Annotated in this window: 19 protein-coding genes; 13 read left to right on the forward strand and 6 right to left on the reverse strand. The window is 63.0% G+C overall.

Features of this window, described 5'->3' with window-relative positions; genetic code table 11:
* The first annotated feature begins 194 nt into the window (after positions 1 to 194).
* Entirely contained in the window at positions 195 to 1316 is a 1122-nt protein-coding gene (locus FHS84_RS16860; protein ID WP_166936509.1) for an alpha/beta hydrolase fold domain-containing protein, read from the forward strand.
* A gap of 94 nt (positions 1317 to 1410) precedes the next feature.
* Here FHS84_RS16860 and FHS84_RS16865 read toward each other — a convergent pair whose 3' ends face one another.
* The 4 genes from FHS84_RS16865 to FHS84_RS16880 all read right to left on the reverse strand — a co-directional run bounded on the left by FHS84_RS16865 (position 1411) and on the right by FHS84_RS16880 (position 4846).
* Positions 1411 to 1881 carry a cupin domain-containing protein gene (locus FHS84_RS16865; protein ID WP_166936511.1) on the reverse strand — a complete coding sequence of 157 codons (471 nt, stop codon included), beginning with the start codon at positions 1879 to 1881 and terminating at the stop codon, positions 1411 to 1413.
* A gap of 61 nt (positions 1882 to 1942) precedes the next feature.
* Positions 1943 to 2530, reverse strand: coding sequence for a PEP-CTERM sorting domain-containing protein (locus tag FHS84_RS16870; RefSeq protein WP_166936513.1), 588 nt, complete (start codon positions 2528 to 2530; stop codon positions 1943 to 1945).
* Between the two features lie 144 nt (positions 2531 to 2674).
* Positions 2675 to 4540, reverse strand: coding sequence for a ferrous iron transporter B (feoB, locus tag FHS84_RS16875; protein ID WP_166936515.1), 1866 nt, complete (start codon positions 4538 to 4540; stop codon positions 2675 to 2677).
* Positions 4541 to 4564: 24 nt separating this feature from the next.
* Positions 4565 to 4846 carry a FeoA family protein gene (locus FHS84_RS16880; RefSeq protein WP_166936517.1) on the reverse strand — a complete coding sequence of 94 codons (282 nt, stop codon included), beginning with the start codon at positions 4844 to 4846 and terminating at the stop codon, positions 4565 to 4567.
* 248 nt (positions 4847 to 5094) lie between these two features.
* On the opposite strand from FHS84_RS16880, the gene FHS84_RS16885 reads away from it, so the two are divergent.
* From FHS84_RS16885 to FHS84_RS16920, 8 genes are all read left to right on the forward strand, one after another.
* Entirely contained in the window at positions 5095 to 6099 is a 1005-nt protein-coding gene (locus tag FHS84_RS16885) for an alpha/beta fold hydrolase (RefSeq protein ID WP_166936519.1), read from the forward strand.
* A 148-nt stretch (positions 6100 to 6247) separates the two neighbouring features.
* Positions 6248 to 7084: a TolB family protein gene (locus FHS84_RS16890; protein ID WP_166936522.1), complete on the forward strand. Its 837-nt coding sequence runs from the start codon at positions 6248 to 6250 to the stop codon at positions 7082 to 7084.
* 87 nt (positions 7085 to 7171) lie between these two features.
* Positions 7172 to 7930 (forward strand): DODA-type extradiol aromatic ring-opening family dioxygenase, encoded by a 759-nt coding sequence (locus tag FHS84_RS16895; RefSeq protein WP_166936524.1) that lies wholly within the window; start codon positions 7172 to 7174, stop codon positions 7928 to 7930.
* Between the two features lie 49 nt (positions 7931 to 7979).
* Positions 7980 to 9290: a sodium:proton antiporter NhaD gene (gene nhaD / locus FHS84_RS16900; RefSeq protein ID WP_166936526.1), complete on the forward strand. Its 1311-nt coding sequence runs from the start codon at positions 7980 to 7982 to the stop codon at positions 9288 to 9290.
* A gap of 80 nt (positions 9291 to 9370) precedes the next feature.
* Positions 9371 to 10102 carry an SDR family oxidoreductase gene (locus FHS84_RS16905; protein WP_166936529.1) on the forward strand — a complete coding sequence of 244 codons (732 nt, stop codon included), beginning with the start codon at positions 9371 to 9373 and terminating at the stop codon, positions 10100 to 10102.
* A 323-nt stretch (positions 10103 to 10425) separates the two neighbouring features.
* Positions 10426 to 11283: a YihY/virulence factor BrkB family protein gene (locus FHS84_RS16910; RefSeq protein ID WP_166936531.1), complete on the forward strand. Its 858-nt coding sequence runs from the start codon at positions 10426 to 10428 to the stop codon at positions 11281 to 11283.
* Between the two features lie 90 nt (positions 11284 to 11373).
* Positions 11374 to 12774: an MFS transporter gene (locus FHS84_RS16915; RefSeq protein ID WP_166936533.1), complete on the forward strand. Its 1401-nt coding sequence runs from the start codon at positions 11374 to 11376 to the stop codon at positions 12772 to 12774.
* Position 12775: 1 nt separating this feature from the next.
* Complete coding sequence (locus tag FHS84_RS16920; RefSeq protein WP_166936536.1) at positions 12776 to 15169, forward strand: glycoside hydrolase family 94 protein; 2394 nt, start codon at positions 12776 to 12778, stop codon at positions 15167 to 15169.
* Here FHS84_RS16920 and FHS84_RS16925 read toward each other — a convergent pair whose 3' ends face one another.
* Positions 15170 to 15802, reverse strand: coding sequence for a Vat family streptogramin A O-acetyltransferase (locus FHS84_RS16925; RefSeq protein ID WP_166936538.1), 633 nt, complete (start codon positions 15800 to 15802; stop codon positions 15170 to 15172).
* A gap of 100 nt (positions 15803 to 15902) precedes the next feature.
* Here FHS84_RS16925 and FHS84_RS16930 point away from each other — a divergent pair, with 100 nt between their 5' ends.
* From FHS84_RS16930 to FHS84_RS16940, 3 genes are all read left to right on the forward strand, one after another.
* Positions 15903 to 16865, forward strand: coding sequence for a M23 family metallopeptidase (locus FHS84_RS16930; RefSeq protein ID WP_166936541.1), 963 nt, complete (start codon positions 15903 to 15905; stop codon positions 16863 to 16865).
* Positions 16866 to 17063: 198 nt separating this feature from the next.
* Positions 17064 to 18254 carry an OpgC family protein gene (locus FHS84_RS16935; RefSeq protein WP_166936543.1) on the forward strand — a complete coding sequence of 397 codons (1191 nt, stop codon included), beginning with the start codon at positions 17064 to 17066 and terminating at the stop codon, positions 18252 to 18254.
* A gap of 281 nt (positions 18255 to 18535) precedes the next feature.
* Positions 18536 to 19282, forward strand: coding sequence for a YebC/PmpR family DNA-binding transcriptional regulator (locus FHS84_RS16940; RefSeq protein WP_166936545.1), 747 nt, complete (start codon positions 18536 to 18538; stop codon positions 19280 to 19282).
* Between the two features lie 3 nt (positions 19283 to 19285).
* Here FHS84_RS16940 and FHS84_RS16945 read toward each other — a convergent pair whose 3' ends face one another.
* A complete protein-coding gene (locus FHS84_RS16945) occupies positions 19286 to 20281 on the reverse strand; it encodes an aldo/keto reductase (protein WP_166936548.1) in 996 nt (331 codons plus the stop codon).
* Positions 20282 to 20437: 156 nt separating this feature from the next.
* Between FHS84_RS16945 and ruvC the strand changes: the two genes are divergently transcribed.
* Complete coding sequence (ruvC, locus tag FHS84_RS16950) at positions 20438 to 20944, forward strand: crossover junction endodeoxyribonuclease RuvC (RefSeq protein WP_166936550.1); 507 nt, start codon at positions 20438 to 20440, stop codon at positions 20942 to 20944.
* The last annotated feature ends 6 nt before the right edge of the window (positions 20945 to 20950 follow it).

Consider the following 20950-nt stretch of genomic DNA (forward strand, 5'->3'; position numbering starts at 1 on the left):
CCTCAAATTTGAGTATGCGACGTATTCGCAATTATGAAAGCAGGCTGCCTGCGTCCCATGCGATGAAGCACGGAAGATGAGCCTTGATTTGTCCAGGGCTGCATGCAAACGATTGCATAGTCGGAAAGCACTGGCGGCAAGCTTCGCACCGAGATGATGCATGACACCCGCCGGAAAAACACCAGGAGGGTAGCATGGCAGAAACGAACAAGGCCCGTCGGTACACCAGTGGTCTGAAGGCGGGCGTCGCGGCATTGGCTCTGGGGCTGACGCTCACGGCAGCCTCTGCGCAAGACCAGCCGGTGCCGCTGAAGCTCGATGTCGACGGCACGGTGCACGTGCCCGCGATGGCCGTGCCGTTGTCGGAATTCTCTACGCCGGAAGCCAAGGCCTATATGGCCGATCATCTGCGCGACATGCAGAACCCGCCGAAGCTGGTGCAGGATCAGGGTGTGCCGCGGTTCATGAAGCCCTATATCGAACGGCTGCATACCCTTTATCCGGTCGACCGGCAGGACACTTCGGTGGCCGGGGTTCATACCTATATCTACACGCCGAAGACCGGGATCGCGGCGAAGAACGAGAAGCGGGTTTTGATCAATCTGCATGGCGGCGGATTCCAGGGCTGCTTCCCCGGCTGCGCCGAAGCGGAGTCGATTCCGGTCGCCGCGCTTGGTCAGATCAAGGTCGTGAGTATCGATTACCGTCAGGCACCCAAGGCGCAATTCCCCGCGGCAAGCGAAGACGTTGCTGCCGTTTATCGCGAACTGCTCAAAACCTATCGTCCTGAGAACATCGGTATTTACGGCTGTTCGGCGGGTGGCCGTCTGACGGGCATGTCGCTCGCGTGGTTCCAGAAGCACGGTCTGCCGCGTCCGGCGGCTGCCGGCGTATTCTGCGCCGGTCTGATGAACCCGCCAGGCGGTTTCGGCGGTGATGCTTCCTACATGTCGACGCCGCTCGGCGAAGGCATGCCCCCGCGGGCTCCGACGCCGGGCTTCCGCAACAACAAGAAAGGCATGCCGATGAATTATTATCTGGCGGCTGCCAATCTGTCGGATCCGCTGGTGTCGCCGGCGATGTCAGCGGAGGTTTTGGCGAAGTTCCCGCCGACGCTGGTGATCACCGGAACGCGCGGCTTCGAACTGAGCAACGCCGTATATTCGCACTCGCAGCTCGTAAAGGCGGGCGTCGAGGCCGACCTGCATGTTTGGGAAGGGATGTTCCACGGCTTCTTCTACAATCCCGATGTTCCGGAATCGCGCGATTGCTATGACGTGATCGTGAAGTTCTTCGACCGTCATCTGGGTCAATAAGAAATAAGGTCGGAGCGAATTCCAATCCGCTCCGACCTCGCCGAGTATCCACCGGAGCGGGTCTTCCAAAATCGGAAGGCCCGCTTCTGGTATGTCAGTCGTGCTCTTTGATCTTGATGACGAAGTAGAGCAGCTCTTCGCCGGGTGCGATCAGAAGCTGGTGCGGCGTGCCGGCGGGAATGTGCACCACGTCGCCTTCGCCGAGCATCGTCGTCTTGCCGCCTGCCACCCTGCTGCCGCGCACTTCGCCGGGGCTTTCTTCGTGGCCGCCTTCCAGCGTGCCTTCGGTGACAAGCGTCGCCTTGCCGCGCACGATGTAGAACATGTCGGCGTAGCGGGCGTGAATCTCGGCCGTGCCGTCCTTGGTGCGATAGGACAGCATGGTGTGATGGTTGTTGTAGGTCGCCAGCGTATCGGCGGCCCCGCCGGTCGCGGCGGCTTTGGCCTTCAGCGCCTCCATGGCCTTGGCGAGATCGCCGACCGTGTAGTGATCGGCCGGCGCAGCGCCTGCCGAAACGCCTGCGATCATGGCTCCGAGAACGATGCCTGTGGTTTTGCCGGTCATGGAAATCCCCGCGTGAAAATGCGGGCGCACATTGCACCCGCAAGGGACTCCAACCAATGCGTCAGATGCGGCGCCGCCGCCGCAGGAGCACGAGGCCGCCCGCCAGAAGCGCGAGGCTCGCCGGTTCGGGCACATCGGGCGTCAGGGTCACATTGTCGATGGCGCTGTTGTAAGGCTCCGAGTCCGTGCCGCCGCCCAGGAGCACGAGCAGCGTGTCCACAAGGATGCCGTGCAAACCCAAGGCGGTTTCGGTCGTCCAGTTGGAATAGGGCTGGTCGGCCGTGTTGGCCAGGGTAAAGACATCGAAGCCGATGAAGCCGCCGCCGATGCCACCGGCGACGATCAAGTCTTGCGTCCCCGTGCCGGGACGGTTGTAGGCGGCGAAGTCGACACTGTCGAACTGGAACAGGCCGCCGTCGGCGCGCCGGATGATCAGCACGCCGCCGCCGTCCGAGACGGCTTCAAGGTCCTGGCCGGGATGACCGGGGGTGTTGACGACGATGTTGCCGATGCCGAGTTCATAGGTGAACCCGCTTTCGGTGATGGGACCGGTGAAGACCCCTGTCGGGGCCGTCTCAAAGGTGATGACGTTGGCCGCTGCCGGTACCGTAATCGCTGCCGCTACGATAAGTGCCTTGAGCCATCGCATGTCGAACCCTCCCGCAATTCACGTCCAGTTTGGCGGGAAGTGTGCAACTCGCGCGCCAAATGACGGCGCCGCGCAAGTTCAACGGCTTGGAACGCTTCCGCGGCGTTCCGCAGGGCGGAATCTGTAAGCGCCGCTGACAGTCTCTCAGCCGCCCAGTGCGCGCGCGATGTGGAAGGTCGCAAAGGCTCCAAGGTAGGCAAGACCCAGCATGTAGCCGAAGGTAATCCACATCCACTTCCAGCTCTGGGTTTCGCGCTTGATGACGGCGAGCGTGGAGGCGCATTGCGGCGCGAAAATATACCAGACCAGGAAGGCGAGCGCCGTGGCCAGGCTCCATTGTGCAGCCAGCATGTGGCCGATCTGATTTTCGGCGCCGCCCGAAATCGAATAGACGGTGCCGAGGGCGGCCACCGCCACTTCGCGCGCCGCCATGCCGGGGATCAGTGCGATCGCGATCTGCCAGTTGAAACCGATCGGGGCCAGCACCGGCGCGATGGCATGGCCGATCATGGCGGCGAAGCTGTACTCGATCGCCGGAGCGGTGGCACCGGCCGGGGCGGAGGGGAAACTCGCCAGGAACCAGATCAGCACGGTCATGGCGAAGATGGTGGTGCCGGCGCGATAGAGAAACGCCTTGGCGCGGGTGAACAGGCCGAACAGCACGCTCTTGGGATCGGGCAGCTTGTAGTCCGGCATCTCCAGCATGAAAGGCGGGCTCATCTCCTGGCTCCAGAAGAGGAACTTGGCCACCGCCGATACGCCAAGCGCCGACAGGATGCCGGCCGCGTAAAGCCCGAACATCACCAAGCCCTGCAGCGAGAGCACGCCCCCCACCGTCGTGTCGGGGATGAAGGCGGCGATGATGAGGGTATAGACCGGGATGCGCGCCGAGCAGGTCATCAGGGGCGCCACCAGAATGGTGGTGAGCCGGTCCTTTCTGTTGTCGATCACGCGCGTCGCCATGATGCCGGGAATGGCGCAGGCGAAACTCGACAGCAGCGGAATGAAGGCCCGCCCGTGCAGTCCGGCGCCGCCCATGATCTTGTCCATCAGGAACGCCGCTCGCGCCATGTAGCCGAGGTCTTCCAAGAGCAGGATGAACAGGAACAGGATCAGGATTTGCGGCAGGAACACCAGCACGCTGCCGACGCCGCCGATCACGCCGTCGGTGATGAAGCTCTGGACGATCCCGGCCGGCAACAGATCGTGGGCGGTGGTGCCGAGCACGGCGAAGCCTTGCTCGATGAGGTTCATCAGCGGCTGCGCCCAGGTGAATACCGCCTGGAACATCACGAACAGGATCGCAAACAGGCAGATGAGGCCCGCCACCGGATGAAGCAGCACCGCGTCCAGCCGCGATGTCAGCGTATCGGGCCGCAAGGGCATCTTCACGACGGCACGGATGATGGCATCGGCGTCGCGCTGATCGGCTCTGAGATTGGCGGCCGACGGCACCGTCCAGGCGCAGTCGGTGGCTGCCGACAGCACGAAGCGGTCGAGCTCGGCCATCACCGCGTCGATGCCGCCCTTGCGGACTGAGATGGCGGTAACCACCGGCATTTCGAGTGCGGCGGACAGTTTTTGGACGTCGATCTCGATGCCGCGCCGCTTGGCGATGTCCATCATGTTGAGGACCAGCATCATCGGCCGGCCGACGCGCTTCAGTTCCAGCACCAGACGAAGAGCCAGACGCAGATTGGTGGCATCGGCAACGCAGATGAGAAAGTCGGGGGCTGTTTCCGAGGCCAGCCGGTCGAGCACCACGTCGCGGGTGATCTCTTCGTCCGGGCTGCGGGCGCGCAGGGAATAGGTGCCGGGCAGGTCGATGACGGAATAACAGAGCCCTGCGGGCGTATGGACAACGCCGGCTTTGCGCTCGACGGTCACGCCGGGATAATTGGCGACCTTCTGGCGGCTGCCGGTCAGGGCATTGAACAGAGCGGTCTTGCCGCAATTCGGCGTACCGACCAGGGCACAGCGAATGATCCCGGCGTCGGTCATCGCGTTCATCAGTGGAAAGTCCCCTCCAGGGTATTAGACGACGAGAACGGCCATGGCTTCGCGGCGGCGAAGCGCAACGGTGGCGCTGTCTACGCGAACGGCGATCGGATCGCGTCCGATGGCCCCCTCGTGCAGGATTTCGACCGACGCGCCCTCGACGAAGCCGAGTTCGATCAGGCGACGTTCCAGCTCTTCCGAGGAGAGGCCGCTGGCATTGCCGGTGGCGTCGATCGCATCGATGCGGCCGCGGAATCCGGGGTGCGCGCGGCCGAGCGGCGTGCGCTGAGATGTGACCGGCGGACTTTCACGGAGCATTTTTGGACCTGTCTAGTTGCGAGCCATTCGCAAAAGTATTCATGCCAGAACGGCAACAAAGTGTCAAGTTCCACACTGCCGCCGCGGCAGAACCGGGACTGTTCTAGAACTCATTTAAGGAATGATCCTGGCAAAGGGGGAGTTCGTATTGGCCGTAAACGTCCGGCGAGAAATCGCAGCAATGTGAGCGGCATACCCGGCCCGTGTCGGCTTAATCTCCCGTTCCGCGGGTAAGCGAGGGGCCGGACATGGGACTGTTCAGGACGGCTATGGCTGCTGTCTTTATCGTCGCAGCGGCTGCTGCGGGCGCCGCGGAGCAGAGATCGGCTGCGCCGCCGCTGCAATATTGGGATCTGCCGACCGGCTCGCATATTGCCATCGTTCATTTCGGGGTGGGCCGAAATCCGGCGCCGGTGATCTATCTTCACGGTGGGCCGGGCGCCGATTTTGTGACCGCGGTCCGCGACCATCCGGATTGGTGGCAGCGTCTCGGGTCTCGCGGGGCCGACATCTACGTCTACGACCAGATCGGCAGCGGATTGTCGGCGCGCCTTCGCGATCCCACCCAGTATACCGCCAAGCGCCATGTCGACGACCTCGATGCGATCCGCCAGCGGATCAAGGCCGAGCATATGGTGTTGATCGGCGAGTCCTGGGGTTCGACGTTGGCCGCGAACTACATGGCGGCCCATCCCGGTGTGGTGGTGCGGGTCGCCTTCGTATCGCCCGGCCCGATCGATCGCACCGAAGCCATTCCCCGTCTCGGCATGCCCGATGACATCATGGCGTTCCTGCGCGCCACCCGTCCGGGAGCGATGCGCCATTACGAGGAACTGGATCGCCTTTTGGCGAAGGATGTTCACGCCGCTTACGCGCTGGCTCCCGATGCCGAAATGGATCCGATACTCGACGACTTCGTCAATGTCGCCGTGCGCGGCGAAACCGTCCACGATCCGGCGCAAGCGAGCAAACTCGCGATGCATGGCATGGGGTGGTGGTCGTATCTCATGACCAATTGGGATCTGTCGACCCATCCCTTCCCGGTACAGAAGAGACTGGCGGGCAACCGCACGCCCGGCATCGTCGTACGCGCCGAGTCCGATTACATCGCCTCTGCCGAAGCGGAGAAATATCTGCGCGTGTTTCCGGCGACCCGGATGATCAAGATTGCCAAGGCAGGCCACATCATCTGGCTGGAGCAGCCGAAGGCTCTCACCGAAGCGCTGGAGGGCGTGATTTTCGGGGTCGAATGAAAAGAGCGCCGCCCGCAGTGAATCAAGGCGGCGCCCATCCCCTCTGGCCTTTGGTTTGCCTCTTTCGCACCATTTGCGCAAGCGCCGACTTGAAAAAGCCGGGCTTCCCGCGTTTTCTGGTGCCGCGAATCAAGCGGGAGAGGCGGCAGTGGAATCCATTCTCGAAGTGATGGAGATCGCGACCGGCAAGCGGCGTGTCGTCTATCGTACCGACCGTCTGATCGAAGCGCCCAACTGGTCGAAGAATGGCGCTCATCTCATCTTCAACCGCGAGGGACTGCTGTATCGTCTGCCGGTCAACGGCGGCGTGCCTGCAAAGATCAACACCGGCACCCTCAATCGCCTTAACAACGACCACGGTCTGTCGCCCGACGGCAAATGGATCGTGATTTCGGACAAGAGCGAGGCCGATGGCCTGTCGCGCGTCTCGATCCTGCCGGCCGAAGGCGGTACGCCGCGTCTCGTCACGCCGAACGGTCCCTCCTATTGGCATGGCTGGTCGCCGGATGGCGCGACGCTCGCCTATGTGGCTGCGCGCGGAGACCGGATCTTGAACCTGTGGGCCTGCCCGGCGGCAGGCGGGGCGGAGCGGCGGCTTACGCAAGGCGACTGGATGGATGACGGCCCCGATTATTCGCCCGATGGCCGGTTCGTCTTCTTCAACTCGACGCGCAGCGGCAACATGAAACTCTGGCGCATCGGCGCCGACGGCAGCGACCCGACCCAGATCACGTTCGAGGACGATACCCGCGACTGGTTTCCGCATTCCTCGCCGGACGGCAAATGGATCGTCTACGTCGCGTTCGGTACCGACGTCGCGGTGAACGATCATCCCGCCAACAAGGACATCACTTTGCGCCTGATCCCGCTCGAGGGCGGCAAACCGCAGATCATCGCGAACGTGTTCGGCGGGCAGGGCACGCTGAACGTCCCGTCCTGGTCGCCGGATTCCAGCACGTTCGCGTTCGTTTCCTATAAGCCGTAGGTAAAAATTCGGAAACGATGGAAGACGATCTTTTCCATTGAATGATCCGGGGCGCATCGCCAGATTCCTGTCAAAAGGAGGCCGGCGATGTTTCCTGCCCTGTTCGTTTCCCATGGTGCCCCGACGCTGCCGCTCGACGATGCGCCTGCGCGCGATTTTCTCCGCGACCTCGGCCAAAGCCTGCCGCGGCCTAAAGCGATTCTGGCGGTTTCGGCGCATTGGGAGACCGAGCGTCCCGCGTTCACGGCGGCTCCGCGCAATACCACCATTCACGATTTTCGCGGTTTTCCGAAACCGCTTTATGATCTTCGTTATGACACCCCCGGCGCGCCGGACATTGCGGCCCGTCTGGCGCAGAGCCTCGAGCGGGCCGGCATTCCGGCGAGCCTCAACGAACGGCGTGGGATCGATCACGGTGCCTGGGTGCCGTTGATGCTGATGGTTCCGGCTGCCGATATTCCGGTCGTGCAGCTTTCGATCCAGCCGCGTCTTGGCGTTGCCCATCACATCGCGCTCGGTAAGGCGTTGCGTCCGTTCCGGGAAGGCGGATTGATCCTGGCCAGCGGCGGCTTCGTCCACAATCTGATGGCCCTCGATTGGGAGGGTGGTGCAGAGCCCGACTGGTCGGCGCGCTTTTCCGGATGGATGGATGCGGCGCTGACCGAGCGGCGTGACGACGATCTCGTTCACTATCGCACCCGCGCGCCCGAGGCGTCCCGCGCCCATCCTTCCGAAGATCATATCCTGCCGCTGTTCGTCGCTTACGGCGCTGGCGAAACCTCCCGCCGTCTGCACAAGAGTGCCACGTTCGGCTCGCTCAGAATGGATGCTTACGCGTTTGATTGAGAACGGGTTCCGCGCTACCTGTTGAGGACGCCGTCAACGGGGCTCTTCGATGACCTTCGCCGCACCGGCCGTACTGGCCGTGTTCTGCATCGCTTACGCCTTCGTCTTTGCGGAGGAAAAGCTGCATCTGCGCAAGTCCAAGCCGGTGATGGTGGCGGCCGGACTGATCTGGATTTTGGTCGCGGCCGGCTTTGTCAGCGAAGGCCGCGGGCCCGAGGTGACGGAGAGCATCCGGCACGTCGTGCTCGAATATGCCGAACTGTTGCTGTTCCTGTTGTCGGCCATGAGTTTCGTCAACGCGCTGGTCGAGCGCCAATTGTTCGATGCCCTCAGAGCCCGGCTCACCGCGGCACGCATATCGGTGCGCGGCATTTTCTGGCTGACCGGTTCGGCGGCGTTTTTCCTCTCGCCTGTCGCCGACAATCTGACCACGGCGCTGGTCATGGGGACCGTGGCGCTCGCCGCGCTTGGGCATCACAAAAAGGCGGTGGTCGTCACGCTGGTTTCGATCGTGATTGCGGCCAATGCCGGTGGCGCCTTCTCGCCGTTCGGCGACATCACCACCTTGATGGTCTGGCAGAAGGGCAAAGTCGAATTCTTCGAGTTTCTCGATCTTTTCGTGCCGTCGGTTCTCAACTGGCTGGTGCCGGCGCTGCTCATGAGCCTTTTCCTGCCCCGAAGCCAGATCGAAGGCGGCACCGCTGAGGTCAAGGTCCGTCAGGGTGGATATGTGATCGCCGGAATGTTCTTGTGCACCATCGCGCTGACGGTGACGCTCGATCACACCCTGCATCTGCCGCCCTTCCTCGGCATGATGACGGGGCTTGGTGCCTTGAACCTCTACGGTTATTTTCTGCACGGCTGGGAAACGCGCGTCCTTTGCTCCGATGATGATCGTGAGCCGTTCAACATCTTCAGCATTTTCGCCAAGATCGAATGGGACACGCTCTTGTTCTTTTACGGCATCATGCTGTGCGTCGGAGGATTGGCGGCCGTCGGCTATCTGCACGGTCTGTCGACATTGCTCTATAGCGACCTCGGTCCCACGGTCGCCAATATCATCATTGGCATCCTGTCGGCGGTGGTCGACAACATTCCCCTGACCTATGCCGTCCTGTTGATGGAGCCGAGCATGAGCCATGGCGAATGGCTGCTGGTGACCCTCACGGCCGGCACCGGCGGTTCGCTGTTGTCGATCGGATCGGCTGCGGGCGTCGCGCTGATGGGGGCCAGCAACGGACGCTATACGTTCGGCTCGCATCTCAAATGGATTTGGGCGGTGGCGATCGGCTATGCGGTGGGGATCGCGGTTCACATCCTCCTCAACGCCAGTCTGTTCACGGAATTCCGTCGGCCTTAGTGGTCGGCTTTGGTCGATGCCATCTTGCGTCGCCTGCGGGAGCAGGGTTACGTGACCCGTATCATTCATAGGAGACGGTCATGGCCAAGCTGACGGGAAAAGTTGCGCTGATTACGGGTGCGAGCGCTGGAATTGGTCATGCCGCCGCGCTGGCTCTGGCGTCGGAAGGTGCCAATCTCGTCGTCACCGCACGCCGCGCCGAACGGCTTGAAGCGCTTGCGGCAGACGTCGCCAAGTTCGGCGTCAAGGCGATTGCGGTGCCCGGCGACATGCGGGACGAGGCGACCGCCATCGCTGCCGTCGACGCCGCGCAAAAGGAGTTCGGCCGGATCGATATCCTCGTCGCCAACGCCGGTGTCGGCAATTACAAGGACCTGGTCGATACCTCCGTCGCCGAATACGACGACATGATGGACGGCAACATGAAGTCGTCCTGGATCATCGCCCGCCATACCGTGCCGGTGATGATTGCCCAGAAGGACGGCCTCATTCTCCTCGTCTCCTCGATGGCCGGCGTTTACGGCTTTGCCGGCGAAGCCACCTATTGTGCCACCAAGTTTGCCCAGGTCGGCTTCGCGCAAGGTCTCGATAAGGAGCTGAGGCCGCACGGCATCAAGGTGGGCACCATCAACCCCGGCGGCGTGAAGACCGAATTCGCCATCGGCAAGGGCCGCACCGAAGACGAGGTGGCGGCATCCGGCATGCTCGACCCGGCCGACGTCGCGCAAGCCATCCTGTTCGCCTGCACCCAGCCGAAACTGGCACGCATCATCCAAATTCAGATGCGTCCGATGGAAGAGTCCCTGACGTAAAGCGCTGCCCGGCAAAGAGGCAGTGATGAAATCCGCGCCTCACGCGGCGGCGCGCGGCAGCATTTGATCGTATCGCGTACGATTTCCTCCGAAAGTCACAGCGAAGCGGTTTCCTTTTGCCGTGGATGCGCGGATGCTCCGGGCATGATCGGATTAGCCGTCGGCATCATCGCCTGCCTGTTCGGGATCATCGCGCTCCTGCCGGACGCCGACGGTTTCAGCGACGAATGACCTGACGCACACGGACCTTTTCCGCCGATGCCGCGTTGCGTGTCTGCAGCGCTGTGGTTTTTGCGTCCGTGGACAGGCTTCGGGAGTTTTGGTTGCTAATCCGGGAGGGCGTCGAAGAGTTCTTCGAGGACGCCGCCTACAGCCGTGGCGCCGCCATCAGCTTCTACGCCATGACGGCAATGGGTCCGGTGCTCTATATCGGGGCTTGGGTGGCCGGGATTTTTCTCGGCGCGAAAGCCGCCCATACCCACCTTCTTTATGAAGTCCGCCGGGTCATCGGGTACGACACGGCTACCATGCTGCAAGCTGCCATTGCTGCTGCGGGTCATCTTCAGGGCGGCTTGCTCGGCACGCTTGCGGGGGTGGCGGTGCTGGTGTTCACCGCGGGCGGCGTATTCGTCGAGGTCCAGTCCGCCCTCAACTGCATCTGGAAAACCCCCACGCCGCCGTTTTCCTGGTGGGGGGCTGTGAAAAGCTATCTGCTGTCGCTCGCCTTGGTCGGCGGGTTGGGGCTGCTTTTATGCGTATCGCTGATGGTCAACACGCTGGTGCGGGCTTTCGGCACCTATTTCGAGGCGCTGATCGGGATCGGCGGCGGTTTGGTCTGGCTGCTAAATGCGGCCTTTTCGGCCGGCCTCATCACGTTCCTGTTCGCCGCGATCTACCGCGTGCTGCCGAACCGCCCGCTTGAGTGGCGCGACGTGATTGCCGGCGCGATCATCACTTCAGTCCTGATCCTTCTGGGCGAGTATGCCATTGCCTTTTATCTGGCCGAGACGGCGCTCAGCCATCGCTACGGGTCTGCCGGCGGCGCGATGGCAATCCTGATCTGGCTCTACTATTCGGCGCAGGTCTTCCTGCTCGGGGCGGAAATCACCAAGGTGTGGTCGCGGCGCCATGGCAGTCCGGCGGCCAAGGCGGCGGCGGTTTCTCTGGAGCAGGCTGCCTGACCCGTGCGGCGTCCAGGGCATGGTCATGCCCTCTGAGACAGGTTAGGCTCCGCCAAAAGGTAAGCGCTGTCGCGACCCTGGGGGACGACCATGAAAAACGGCAAAATCAGTGTAATCGAGAAGATCGGTTACGGCTTCGGCGACGGCGCATCCAACCTGATCTGGATGATTTTCATCTACTATCAGTTGAACTTCTACACCGACGTCTACGGACTGGCGGCGGCCGCCGCCGGCACCATGCTTCTGGTGACCCGCACCTGGGACATTTTCGTCGACGTCATTATCGGCATGATTGCCGACCGCACCCAGACGCGCTGGGGCAAATTCCGCCCCTTCCTTTTGTGGATGGCGCTGCCGTTCGGCATTGTCGCGACGCTTGCCTTCACCACGCCGCCGTTCGGGGACACCGGCAAGCTGATCAGCGCCTATGTCACGCTGACGCTTTTGATGCTGGCCTATTCGGCGATCAATGTTCCGTACGGCGCGCTGATGGGCGTGATCTCGCCCGATCCGCAGGAGCGCACGGCGCTGTCCGCGTATCGCTTTAGCTTCGCTCAAGGCGCCGGATTCGTCGTCGCCATGCTGGCCATGCCGCTGGTCGCCACCCTGGGCCAGGGCAACGACCGTAATGGCTATGTCCTGACGGTGGGGCTGTTTTCGATCGTCGCGGTGCTGATGTTCCTCGGCACCTTCGCCACCACGCGCGAGCGCGTCGTCCCGCCGCCGAAGCAGAAGACCTCGAGCAAGCAGGATCTCATCGATCTGGCGCACAACTGGCACTGGCAGATCCTTTGCGCGCTCGGCATCCTGCAGGTGTTCTTCGTCGCGATCCGCGGCTCGTCGATGATCTACTATTTCAAGTACTATATGAACGACGCGACCTTTGCCGGACCGTTCGGCTGGACGATCCATCTCGGCGGCGCGCTCGGCACCGGGCCGTTCATCGTCATGGGTACGCTCACCTCGATGGTGGCGACCTTCCTCATCCAGTATGTGACGCCCTATACCGGCCGCAAGAACGCGTTCATCGGCTGCATGGTGCTGGGTGCGATATCGCTGATCGCCTCGTTCTGGGTACGCCCCGATCAGCTGTTGCTGCTTTACGGCTTCCACTTCCTCTATTCGATTTTCACCGGCCCGACCGCGGCCTTGCTCTGGGCGATGTTTGCCGACAGCGCCGACTGGTCCGAGTGGAAGACCGGACGGCGGGCGACGGGTCTGGTGTTCTCCGCCTCCGGCATGTCGAACAAGCTCGGCTGGGCGATCGGCGGCGCGCTGGCGCTCAGCCTTCTGGCCGCTTACGGCTATCAGGCCAATGTGGCGCAGACGGCCCACGCTCAGGAAGGCATTCGCCTGTTGATGGCAGTGGTGCCGGCAATCGGCGCGCTTGCCTGCGGCTTCGGCATGCTGTTCTACAAGCTCGAATCCAAAATGCCGCAAATCTCGGCCGAACTCGCGGCCAAGCGCGCGGCCAACGCTACGGAAAGCTGAGATGCAATACGGCACCTTCGACGACGCCGCGCGCGAATACGTGATCACGCGGCCGGATACGCCGCGCTCGTGGTCGAACTATCTCGGCTCGACCGAATACGGCGCCATCATCACCAACAATGCCGGCGGCTATTCGTTCTACAAGTCGGCGGCGCAAGGCCGCTTCCTCCGGGTGCGGTTCAACAACGTGCCGGTCGATCAGCCGGGCCGCACGATCTATCTGCGCGATGCGGAGTCCGGCGACTTCTGGAGTGCCGCTTGGCAGCCGGTCGGCAAGCCGCTCGACGAATACAAATCCGAATGCCGCCACGGCACGGCCTATACCGTCATTACGTCGGAGTATTCCGGCATCCGCTCGGAGACGACCTATTTCGTGCCGCTCGGCCATGCCATGGAGGTCTGGCGGGTCAAGCTGACCAACACCGGCAAGACGCCGCGGCGGCTCGGCGCTTTCACCTATGTCGAGTATGCCAACAACTGGTCGTCGGTGAACGATCTGGTCAATCTGCAATACAGCCAGTTCATCGCGACGATGGGCGTGGAAGACGGCATCATCGATCACGGCACCAACGTCCATATCCCGGCCGATCCGGATAATTTCGAGAACGCCGACCAGGGCCGCCATTCGTTTCTCGCGCTCGTCGGCGCTCCCATCGCGGGTTACGACACCGACCGCACCGCGTTCCTCGGGCCTTACGGCACTTATGCCAAGCCGCACATTCTCGAGACCGGTCGCTGCACCAATTCGCTGGCGGCAGGCGACAATGTCTGCGGCGTGCTGCAGGCCGAAGTGACGCTCGCGCCGGGCGAGACCAAGGAGTTTGTGGTGCTGATGGGCGTCGGCCGCGCCGGCGCCGAGGGCAAGGCAGCGGCGAAGGAGTTCGGCAATCCCGCGCGCGTCGAGGAAGAGCTTGCCAAGCTCAAAGCCTATTGGCACGGCCGCCTCGAAGGCCTCACCGCCACGACGCCCGATCCGGCGTTCAATTCGATGCTGGCGATGTGGGGGCCGTTCAACTGTCTCATCACTTATGCCTGGTCGCGCGCCGCTTCGCTGATCTATGCCGGCGAACGCGATGGGCTCGGCTATCGCGACACCGTGCAGGATATGCTCGGCGTGATGCATGCCATCCCATCCGAAGCGTTGAAGCGTCTCGAACTGATGCTGACGGGCCAGCTTTCGACCGGCGGCTGCATGCCGGTGGTCAAGCAGTTTGCCCATCGCCCTGGCCATGAGAGCGTACCGCCGGACACCGAATTGCGTTCCGACGACGGTATGTGGCTGTTCCTCACGGTGCCGGCCTACATCAAGGAATCCGGCGATTTCGCATTCCTGAAAAAGGTGCTCCCCTACGCCGACAAAGGTGAGGCGAGCGTGCTCGGGCATTTGCGCCGCGCCATCGAGTTCAATCTCGAACGCTGTGGCGCCCACGGGTTGCCGTGCGGCTTGTCCGCCGACTGGAACGATTGCATCCGCCTCGGCGCCAAAGGCGAAACCGTCATGGTCGCCTTCCAGCTGCGCTTTGCCCTCAAGACCTACGCGGAAATTTGCGCGCTGATCGGCGAGGCGGGCGAGAAGGCGTGGGCCGACGCCGCGCTGGCGCGTTTCGATCCGCTGCTCGAAGCCAGCGCCTGGGACGGCGAATGGTATCTGCGCGGTTTCGGCGACGACGGCATCAAATACGGTTCCGCCGAACAGAAGGAAGGCCGCATCTTCCTCAACACCCAGACCTGGGCGGTGCTGTCCGGTCATGCCACGGGTGCGCGCGCGGGCCAGGCGATGGCCTCCGTCGAAAAGCATCTCGCCACCGATCATGGTGTCATGCTGTGCACGCCGCCGTTTGTCGAAACCTCGATGAAGGTGATGCGCGCGGTGCTATTCGTGCCGGGCATGAAAGAGAACGGCTCCATCTTCACGCATACCCAGGGCTGGGCGGTGATTGCCGAGACCATGCTGGGGCATGGCAGCAAGGCGTACCGCTACTATCGCGCCAGCATGCCGGCGGCCTGGAACGATCGCGCCGAAACGCGTGAGATCGAGCCCTACGTCTATTGCCAGTTCACCAACGCGCCGATGAGCCCGCGCGCCGGTGCCTCCCGCGTGCCGTGGCTGTCGGGCTCGGCGGCGTGGGCTTACGTCGCCGGTACGCAATACGTCCTCGGCATCCGCGCCGACTGGCAGGGCCTTGTCGTCGATCCGTGCATTCCGGCCGCCTGGAAAGGCTTCTCGGCCACGCGCCGCTTCCGCGGCAAGACGGTGAAGATCGATGTGCAGAACCCGAACGGCGTCGAGAAGGGCGTGAAGTCGCTCACCCTCAACGGCGAAGTGCTGCCGGGCAATGTCATCCCAGCCGACAAGCTGAAGGATGAGAATGCTGTCGTCGTGGTGATGGGCTGATTAGCGGCAACGCTTCAAGGCTTCGATGTCGGCACCGATGATGGCGGGAATGGCGGCGGTGATCTTTTCCACCGGCCAGTCCCACCACGCCAGCGTCTGCAAGGCGACGATGGTGTCGTCGTCGAAGCGTTTCTTGATCAGCTTGGCCGGATTGCCGCCGACGATGCCATAGGCGGGCACGTCGCGGGTGACCACGCTCTTCGCCGCCACGATGGCGCCGTTGCCGATCTTCACCCCAGGCATGATGACCGCCTCGTAGCCGAGCCAGACGTCGTTGCCGATCACTGTGTCGCCCTTGATCTTCAATTCTCCCGGCTTGGGAATGGCCGCTTGCCAGCCCTGGCCGAAAATCCCGAACGGATAAGTCGAAAGCCCGGTCAGTTTGTGATTGGCGCCGTTCATGATGAAGCGGACGCCGCGGGCGATGGCGCAGAACTTTCCGATCACCAGCTTGTCGCCGATGAAGGGGAAGAGATAGAGCACGTTGCGCTCGAAATCCTCCGAGTTCTCGGGATCGTCGTAATAGGTGTAATCGCCGATCACGATGGCCGGGTTCTTCACCGTGTTTTTGATGAAACAGACTTGCGGAAAGCCCGCCATCGGATGCGGATCGGTGGGGGAGGGGCCGTGCATGGAATTTCCCGCTTGGGTTCGATCTTCAGCTAATCATTCCGGCGCGAAACCGCAACGCACCAGCCCTGACAGCCGCTCCCGCGCGTGGCATAGTGGCGACATGCGCTGGATCGCCCTTTTTGCCGCCGCCGCCGTCCCGGTTTTTGCCGCCGACACGATCGCGTTCGATCTGCCGGTTGCTTGTGCGGTCGGGAAGACCTGTTTCATCCAGCAGTACTTCGACCACGATCCCGGCCCCGGCGCGACCGATTACACCTGCGGGGTCAAGAGCTACGACGGCCACGATGGCGTCGACATCCGCCTGCCGACGCAAGCGGCGATGCGCCAGGGCGTCGACGTTCTCGCCGCGGCGCCGGGTGTGGTGAAGGGCGTTCGTGACGGCATGCAGGATGCCGATGTGCGCCTCGCCGGAGCGGCGTCGGTCAAGGGGCGGGAGTGCGGCAACGGCGTGGTGATCGCCCATGACGGTGGCTGGGAGACGCAATACTGCCATATGGCGAACGGCTCCGTGCGGGCCAAGGTGGGCGATCGGGTTGCGGCGGGAACCGTACTCGGACGCATCGGCGAGTCCGGCGATGCTGCGTTTCCGCACCTGCACTTCTCGGTGCGCCACGACGGCGCCAAGCTCGATCCCTTCGCCACCGAGGCCTCCTGCGGCAAGGGCGCGTCGCTATGGTCGGCCAAGGCGAAAGCGACGCTCGCCTATCGCGCCCCCCAGATCATCAATACGGGTTTTGCTGGCGCCCCCGTCAGCATGGACCAGATCGAGAGCGGCCCGATTGCGCCGCCCGATGGGCAAAGCGCCGCGCTGGTCGCCTATGTTCGCACCATCGCACTCAAGGCCGGAGATGTTCAGGAATTGACCATTCTGGCGCCGGGCGGCGGCGTGCTGGTGGCACAAAAAAACGCCCCGCTCGATGCCAATAAGGCACAGTGGATGTTGTTCGGCGGTAAGAAACGTCCGCCCAACGGCTTCGCGCCTGGCCGGTATACCGCCCGCTACCAGGTAACTCGCGCCGGGAAACCGGTTCTGGCGGATAGCTTTTTCCTGGATTTGCGCTGAGCGGAACCTCTCCCGCTGGCGGCACATTAACCGGAAATAACCCGCGATTGGCGACGGAATCGGACGGCTTGCGGCTTTGTGGAAACAGCAGGCCGTGAAGGTTTTGTCAGATTGCGCAACGGCTGCCGATCGCCCTAGTTTCGCCCTCATGGGAGAGTTATAGCCGTGGATCGCGGGAGCGCGCATGGGAGAGTTGAGATGGCGTTTCGGGGCCAATCCCGACGCGACGACCGCTTCGATTTCCTGAGGGGCCTCGCCCTTCTGGTGATCTTCATCGATCACGTTCCCAAAAATCTTTTCGAACCCATGACGCTGCACACGTTCGCGTTCTGCGATGCGGCGGAAGTGTTCTTTTTCATCTCGGGTTACGTCGCGGCGCTGGTCTACGGGCGCGCCATGCTGAAGACCGGTTTCGTTGCCGCCACCCGCAAGGTCTGGCGCCGGGCGGCTGTCGTCTACGGCGCGCAAATGTTCCTGATGGGGACCGTGCTCGCGATGGTGTGGGTGTTCCTGCACGCCACCGGCGACGAGACCTATCGCTGGATCTTCCGCATCCAGTGGGTGTTCGACGATCCGCTCGCTTATTTCCTGCCCGCCCTGACGATGCACTATCAGCCCGGCTATCTCGACATCCTGCCGGCGTATGTCGTGCTGCTCGCACTGTTCCCGGCGGTGTTGTGGGGACTGAACCGGAACATCTGGGTGGTGCTGGTGCCGTCCTTCCTGTTGTGGCTTGCGGTGCAGACGACCGGCCTGACGCTGTGGACCACCAACGGCGACCGCTGGTTCTTCAATCCCTTTGCGTGGCAGTTCCTGTTCGTGATCGGCGCGGTGTTCGGCCATCCCGCCAACGAGGGCAAGTTCGGCTTCGTCAACTCGAAGTGGCTGCTGGTGGGTGCCGTGGCGGTGGCGATCCCGGCGGCCTGCATCCAGGCGACCGATACCCTCAGCCATTATATCGGCTGGCTGCATTCGATGCGTCCCAACACAGCCATGCTCGACAAGACCTCGCTCGGCGCGTTGCGGCTGGTCAGCTTCTTCTCCCTGGCGATCATCGTGCGGCACCTCGTACCGGCCAACGGCGTGTTCAGCGCCAACCGCTGGTGCCAGCCGGTGCTGAAATGCGGCCGGTTCTCGCTCCAGGTGTTCTCGTTCGGCGCGCTGCTTTCGAGCATCACGGCCGTGACCTGGGTCCTGACTGGGGCCAATGTGGTGGTACAGACCGTCGCAGCGGTGATCGGCGTCGGGCTGCAATTCGTTTATGCCGCCTGGAAGGACAATAACCGCCAGGAAGCCGCCGAGCGCGAACGCGCCCAGAGCCGCCGCATTACGGTGCTGACCGGAGGGTTTGACCCGGTCCCCTGTGCCTCCGACCGGCCTCAGCGGTAAAGGCCGCTCGCGTGTGCGGAGCGGAAGCTAATTCGGGGCCCTTGTCCGGCACCGTTTCCCATCCCATATGAGGGTATAAGTCGCCGAATGGCGGGCAGGTTTGGAGGAGGGGGGCCCCCCTCCCCCTCGAAAATCCGAACAATTATATTGCCGAAATCGCCTTGACCGGAGCAATGTAATCCCCGGGGGAGGGAGCAGCGGCAGAGCGAGCCCTTGCCAGCCTCCACTCGCCCCGGCTATCTCAGCGCCCCAAATCCACGTCCTGCAAAGAAGAATTTCCAATGGCCGGCCATTCCCACGCCCACAACGTCATGTTCAAGAAGACCAAGGCGAACGCGGCGCGTTCCAAGCTCTTCTCGAAACTTGCGCGCGAAATCATCGTCGCTTCGAAGATGGGCTTGCCCGACCCCGACCATAATGCGCGGCTCCGCGCCGCTGTGATCGCCGCCAAGAGCCAGTCGATGCCCAAGGACGTCATCGAGCGCGCTATCAAGAAGGGCCAAGGCGGTGATGCCGAGAGCTATGACGAAATTCGTTACGAGGGATATGGCCCCGGCGGCGTGGCGCTCATCGTCGAGTGCTTGACCGACAACCGCACCCGTACGGCAGCCGATGTCCGCGCCGCCTTTTCGAAGTTCGGCGGTCAGCTTGGCGAGACCGGTTCGGTCGGCTTCATGTTCGACCGCAACGGCGTCATCACCTATCCCCTCGACAAGGGCAGCGCCGACGACATGCTGGAGCTGGCCCTGGAAGTCGGCGCCGATGAAGTCGACACCGATGAAGAGGAACACGAATTCCTCTGCTCGCCGGAAAACTTCACCGCGGTGCGCGATGCGCTGGAGGCAAAACTCGGTCCGGCTGCGTCGTCGGGCATCTTCTTCCGCCCGCAGGCGGCTAATGTCGTTCCCGACAATGTCGGCGAAACGCTGGTCAAGCTGATCGAAGTCCTCGAAGACAATGACGACGTCCAGCGCGTCACCGGCAATTACGAGCTGTCGGAAGCCTTGCTGGCGAAGTTGGGCGAATAACGCTCAGCCGTTTTTCTCGCTGTCGAGATGCGCCATCTGATCGGGCAGGTAGCGCGTGCCCTGGACGGCCTCCACCGGGATCGCCGCTTCGATCGCCGTTCGCTCGCCATCCGACAAGCGCACATTCAGCGCCCCGACCGATTCCGCTAATTGGGTGCGCTTGCGTGCGCCGATCAGCGGCACGATGTCCTCGCCCCGGTGCAGTACCCAGGCGATGGCGAGTTGGGCCGGTGTGGCGCCGCGCTGCTCGGCGACCTTCGCCAAGGCTTCGACCAATTGCAGATTGCGTGACAGGTTTTCTCCAGCCAATCGCGGGAAGACGGTGCGGTGGCCGGTGCCGAGCTGGCCGTTGAGGGCGGTGCTGCTGATCAGTCCGCGCGACAGGATGCCATAGGCCGTGATGCCAATTCCCGCGCTGCGCAGCTTCGGCAAGGTGTCGGCTTCGATGCCGCGGCTCATCAGCGAGTATTCGATCTGCAGGTCGGAGACCGGCGTTACCGCGTGGGCGCGCAGCACCGTATCGGCCGAGGCTTCCGACAAGCCGAGATGCCGCACATAGCCCTTGTCGATCAGGTCTTTTACCGTGCCCGCGACATCCTCGATCGGCACCTCGGGATCGAGCCGTGCCGGACGGTAGACATCGATATGATCGGTGCCGAGCCGCTTCAGGCTGTAAGCGAGCCAGGTCTGGATCTGGGCGGGCTTGAGGGCATAGCCGAGGAAGGCGCCTTCGACCGAGCGCATCGCACCGAATTTGACGCTCAGCACCGCACGGTCGCGCTTGCCGCCCTTCAAGGCGTCACGCAGCAGCATTTCGTTGTGGCCCATGCCGTAGAAGTCGCCGGTATCGAGGAGCGTGATGCCGGCCTCGAGGGCGGCGTGGATGGTGGCGATGCTCTCTGCCTCGTCCGCCGGTCCATAGAAATCGCTCATGCCCATGCAGCCGAGCCCGACGCGGGAGACTGCGGGACCACTGGTGCCAAGCCGTATTTCCTGCATTCTCAGGTCCTTGCCGATGTTCTCCCATTGGAGCGGTGTCGCATGGCACGACGCAAGCGTGCCGCTAGGACAGTAATCGGAGGAAATTACGGCCTTCGGTTGGACTCGCCGCGCCCGATCCGCGAAACTTTCCTTCGCGATTCGTTCGGGTTGGACATGCAGATCGTCCGCATTCTTGGGCTTGATCCCGGCCTTAGCCGCATGGGCTGGGGCGCGATCGATTGTGCTGGCACCAAGCTGACGCACGTGGCCCACGGCGTGATCGTCACCAAACCCGCCGAAACCCTAGGGCTGAGGCTCTTGGCGCTGCATACCGAAGTCGCCCGGATCATCGCGCAATACCGCCCGCAGGCCATCGCCGTCGAACAGGCCTTCGTGGCCAAGGATCCGTCAGCGGCGCTGAAATTGGGGCATGCTCGGGCGGTGGCGCTGCTGGCGGCGGCGCAAGCCGGGCTCGACATCGCCGAATACGCCCCCAATCACATCAAGAAGTCGGTGGTGGGTGTTGGGCACGCCGGCAAGGAGCAGGTCCAGGCGATGGTCAAGCGCCTTTTACCGGCATGCGGTGTCGAGCAGGCCGATGCGGCCGATGCGCTCGCCGCGGCCATCGCGCATGCGTCTCTCGCAGGAACGCGGGCGCGCATCCTGGCGGCTTTGACGTAGCGGAAC

It is taken from the genome of Rhizomicrobium electricum, from assembly GCF_011762045.1.
Classification (GTDB): domain Bacteria; phylum Pseudomonadota; class Alphaproteobacteria; order Micropepsales; family Micropepsaceae; genus Rhizomicrobium; species Rhizomicrobium electricum.

Coding starts and splice junctions, on each gene's coding strand:
- FHS84_RS16885 (WP_166936519.1), top strand. CDS start 5,095: ATGGGACTGTTCAGGACGGCTATGGCTGCTGTCTTTATCGTCGCAGCG.
- ruvC (WP_166936550.1), top strand. CDS start 20,438: ATGCAGATCGTCCGCATTCTTGGGCTTGATCCCGGCCTTAGCCGCATG.
- FHS84_RS16945 (WP_166936548.1), bottom strand. CDS start 20,281: ATGCAGGAAATACGGCTTGGCACCAGTGGTCCCGCAGTCTCCCGCGTC.
- FHS84_RS16895 (WP_166936524.1), top strand. CDS start 7,172: ATGTTTCCTGCCCTGTTCGTTTCCCATGGTGCCCCGACGCTGCCGCTC.
- nhaD (WP_166936526.1), top strand. CDS start 7,980: ATGACCTTCGCCGCACCGGCCGTACTGGCCGTGTTCTGCATCGCTTAC.
- FHS84_RS16860 (WP_166936509.1), top strand. CDS start 195: ATGGCAGAAACGAACAAGGCCCGTCGGTACACCAGTGGTCTGAAGGCG.
- FHS84_RS16915 (WP_166936533.1), top strand. CDS start 11,374: ATGAAAAACGGCAAAATCAGTGTAATCGAGAAGATCGGTTACGGCTTC.
- FHS84_RS16930 (WP_166936541.1), top strand. CDS start 15,903: ATGCGCTGGATCGCCCTTTTTGCCGCCGCCGCCGTCCCGGTTTTTGCC.
- FHS84_RS16935 (WP_166936543.1), top strand. CDS start 17,064: ATGGCGTTTCGGGGCCAATCCCGACGCGACGACCGCTTCGATTTCCTG.
- feoB (WP_166936515.1), bottom strand. CDS start 4,540: ATGAACGCGATGACCGACGCCGGGATCATTCGCTGTGCCCTGGTCGGT.
- FHS84_RS16865 (WP_166936511.1), bottom strand. CDS start 1,881: ATGACCGGCAAAACCACAGGCATCGTTCTCGGAGCCATGATCGCAGGC.
- FHS84_RS16870 (WP_166936513.1), bottom strand. CDS start 2,530: ATGCGATGGCTCAAGGCACTTATCGTAGCGGCAGCGATTACGGTACCG.
- FHS84_RS16880 (WP_166936517.1), bottom strand. CDS start 4,846: ATGCTCCGTGAAAGTCCGCCGGTCACATCTCAGCGCACGCCGCTCGGC.
- FHS84_RS16905 (WP_166936529.1), top strand. CDS start 9,371: ATGGCCAAGCTGACGGGAAAAGTTGCGCTGATTACGGGTGCGAGCGCT.
- FHS84_RS16940 (WP_166936545.1), top strand. CDS start 18,536: ATGGCCGGCCATTCCCACGCCCACAACGTCATGTTCAAGAAGACCAAG.
- FHS84_RS16920 (WP_166936536.1), top strand. CDS start 12,776: ATGCAATACGGCACCTTCGACGACGCCGCGCGCGAATACGTGATCACG.
- FHS84_RS16925 (WP_166936538.1), bottom strand. CDS start 15,802: ATGCACGGCCCCTCCCCCACCGATCCGCATCCGATGGCGGGCTTTCCG.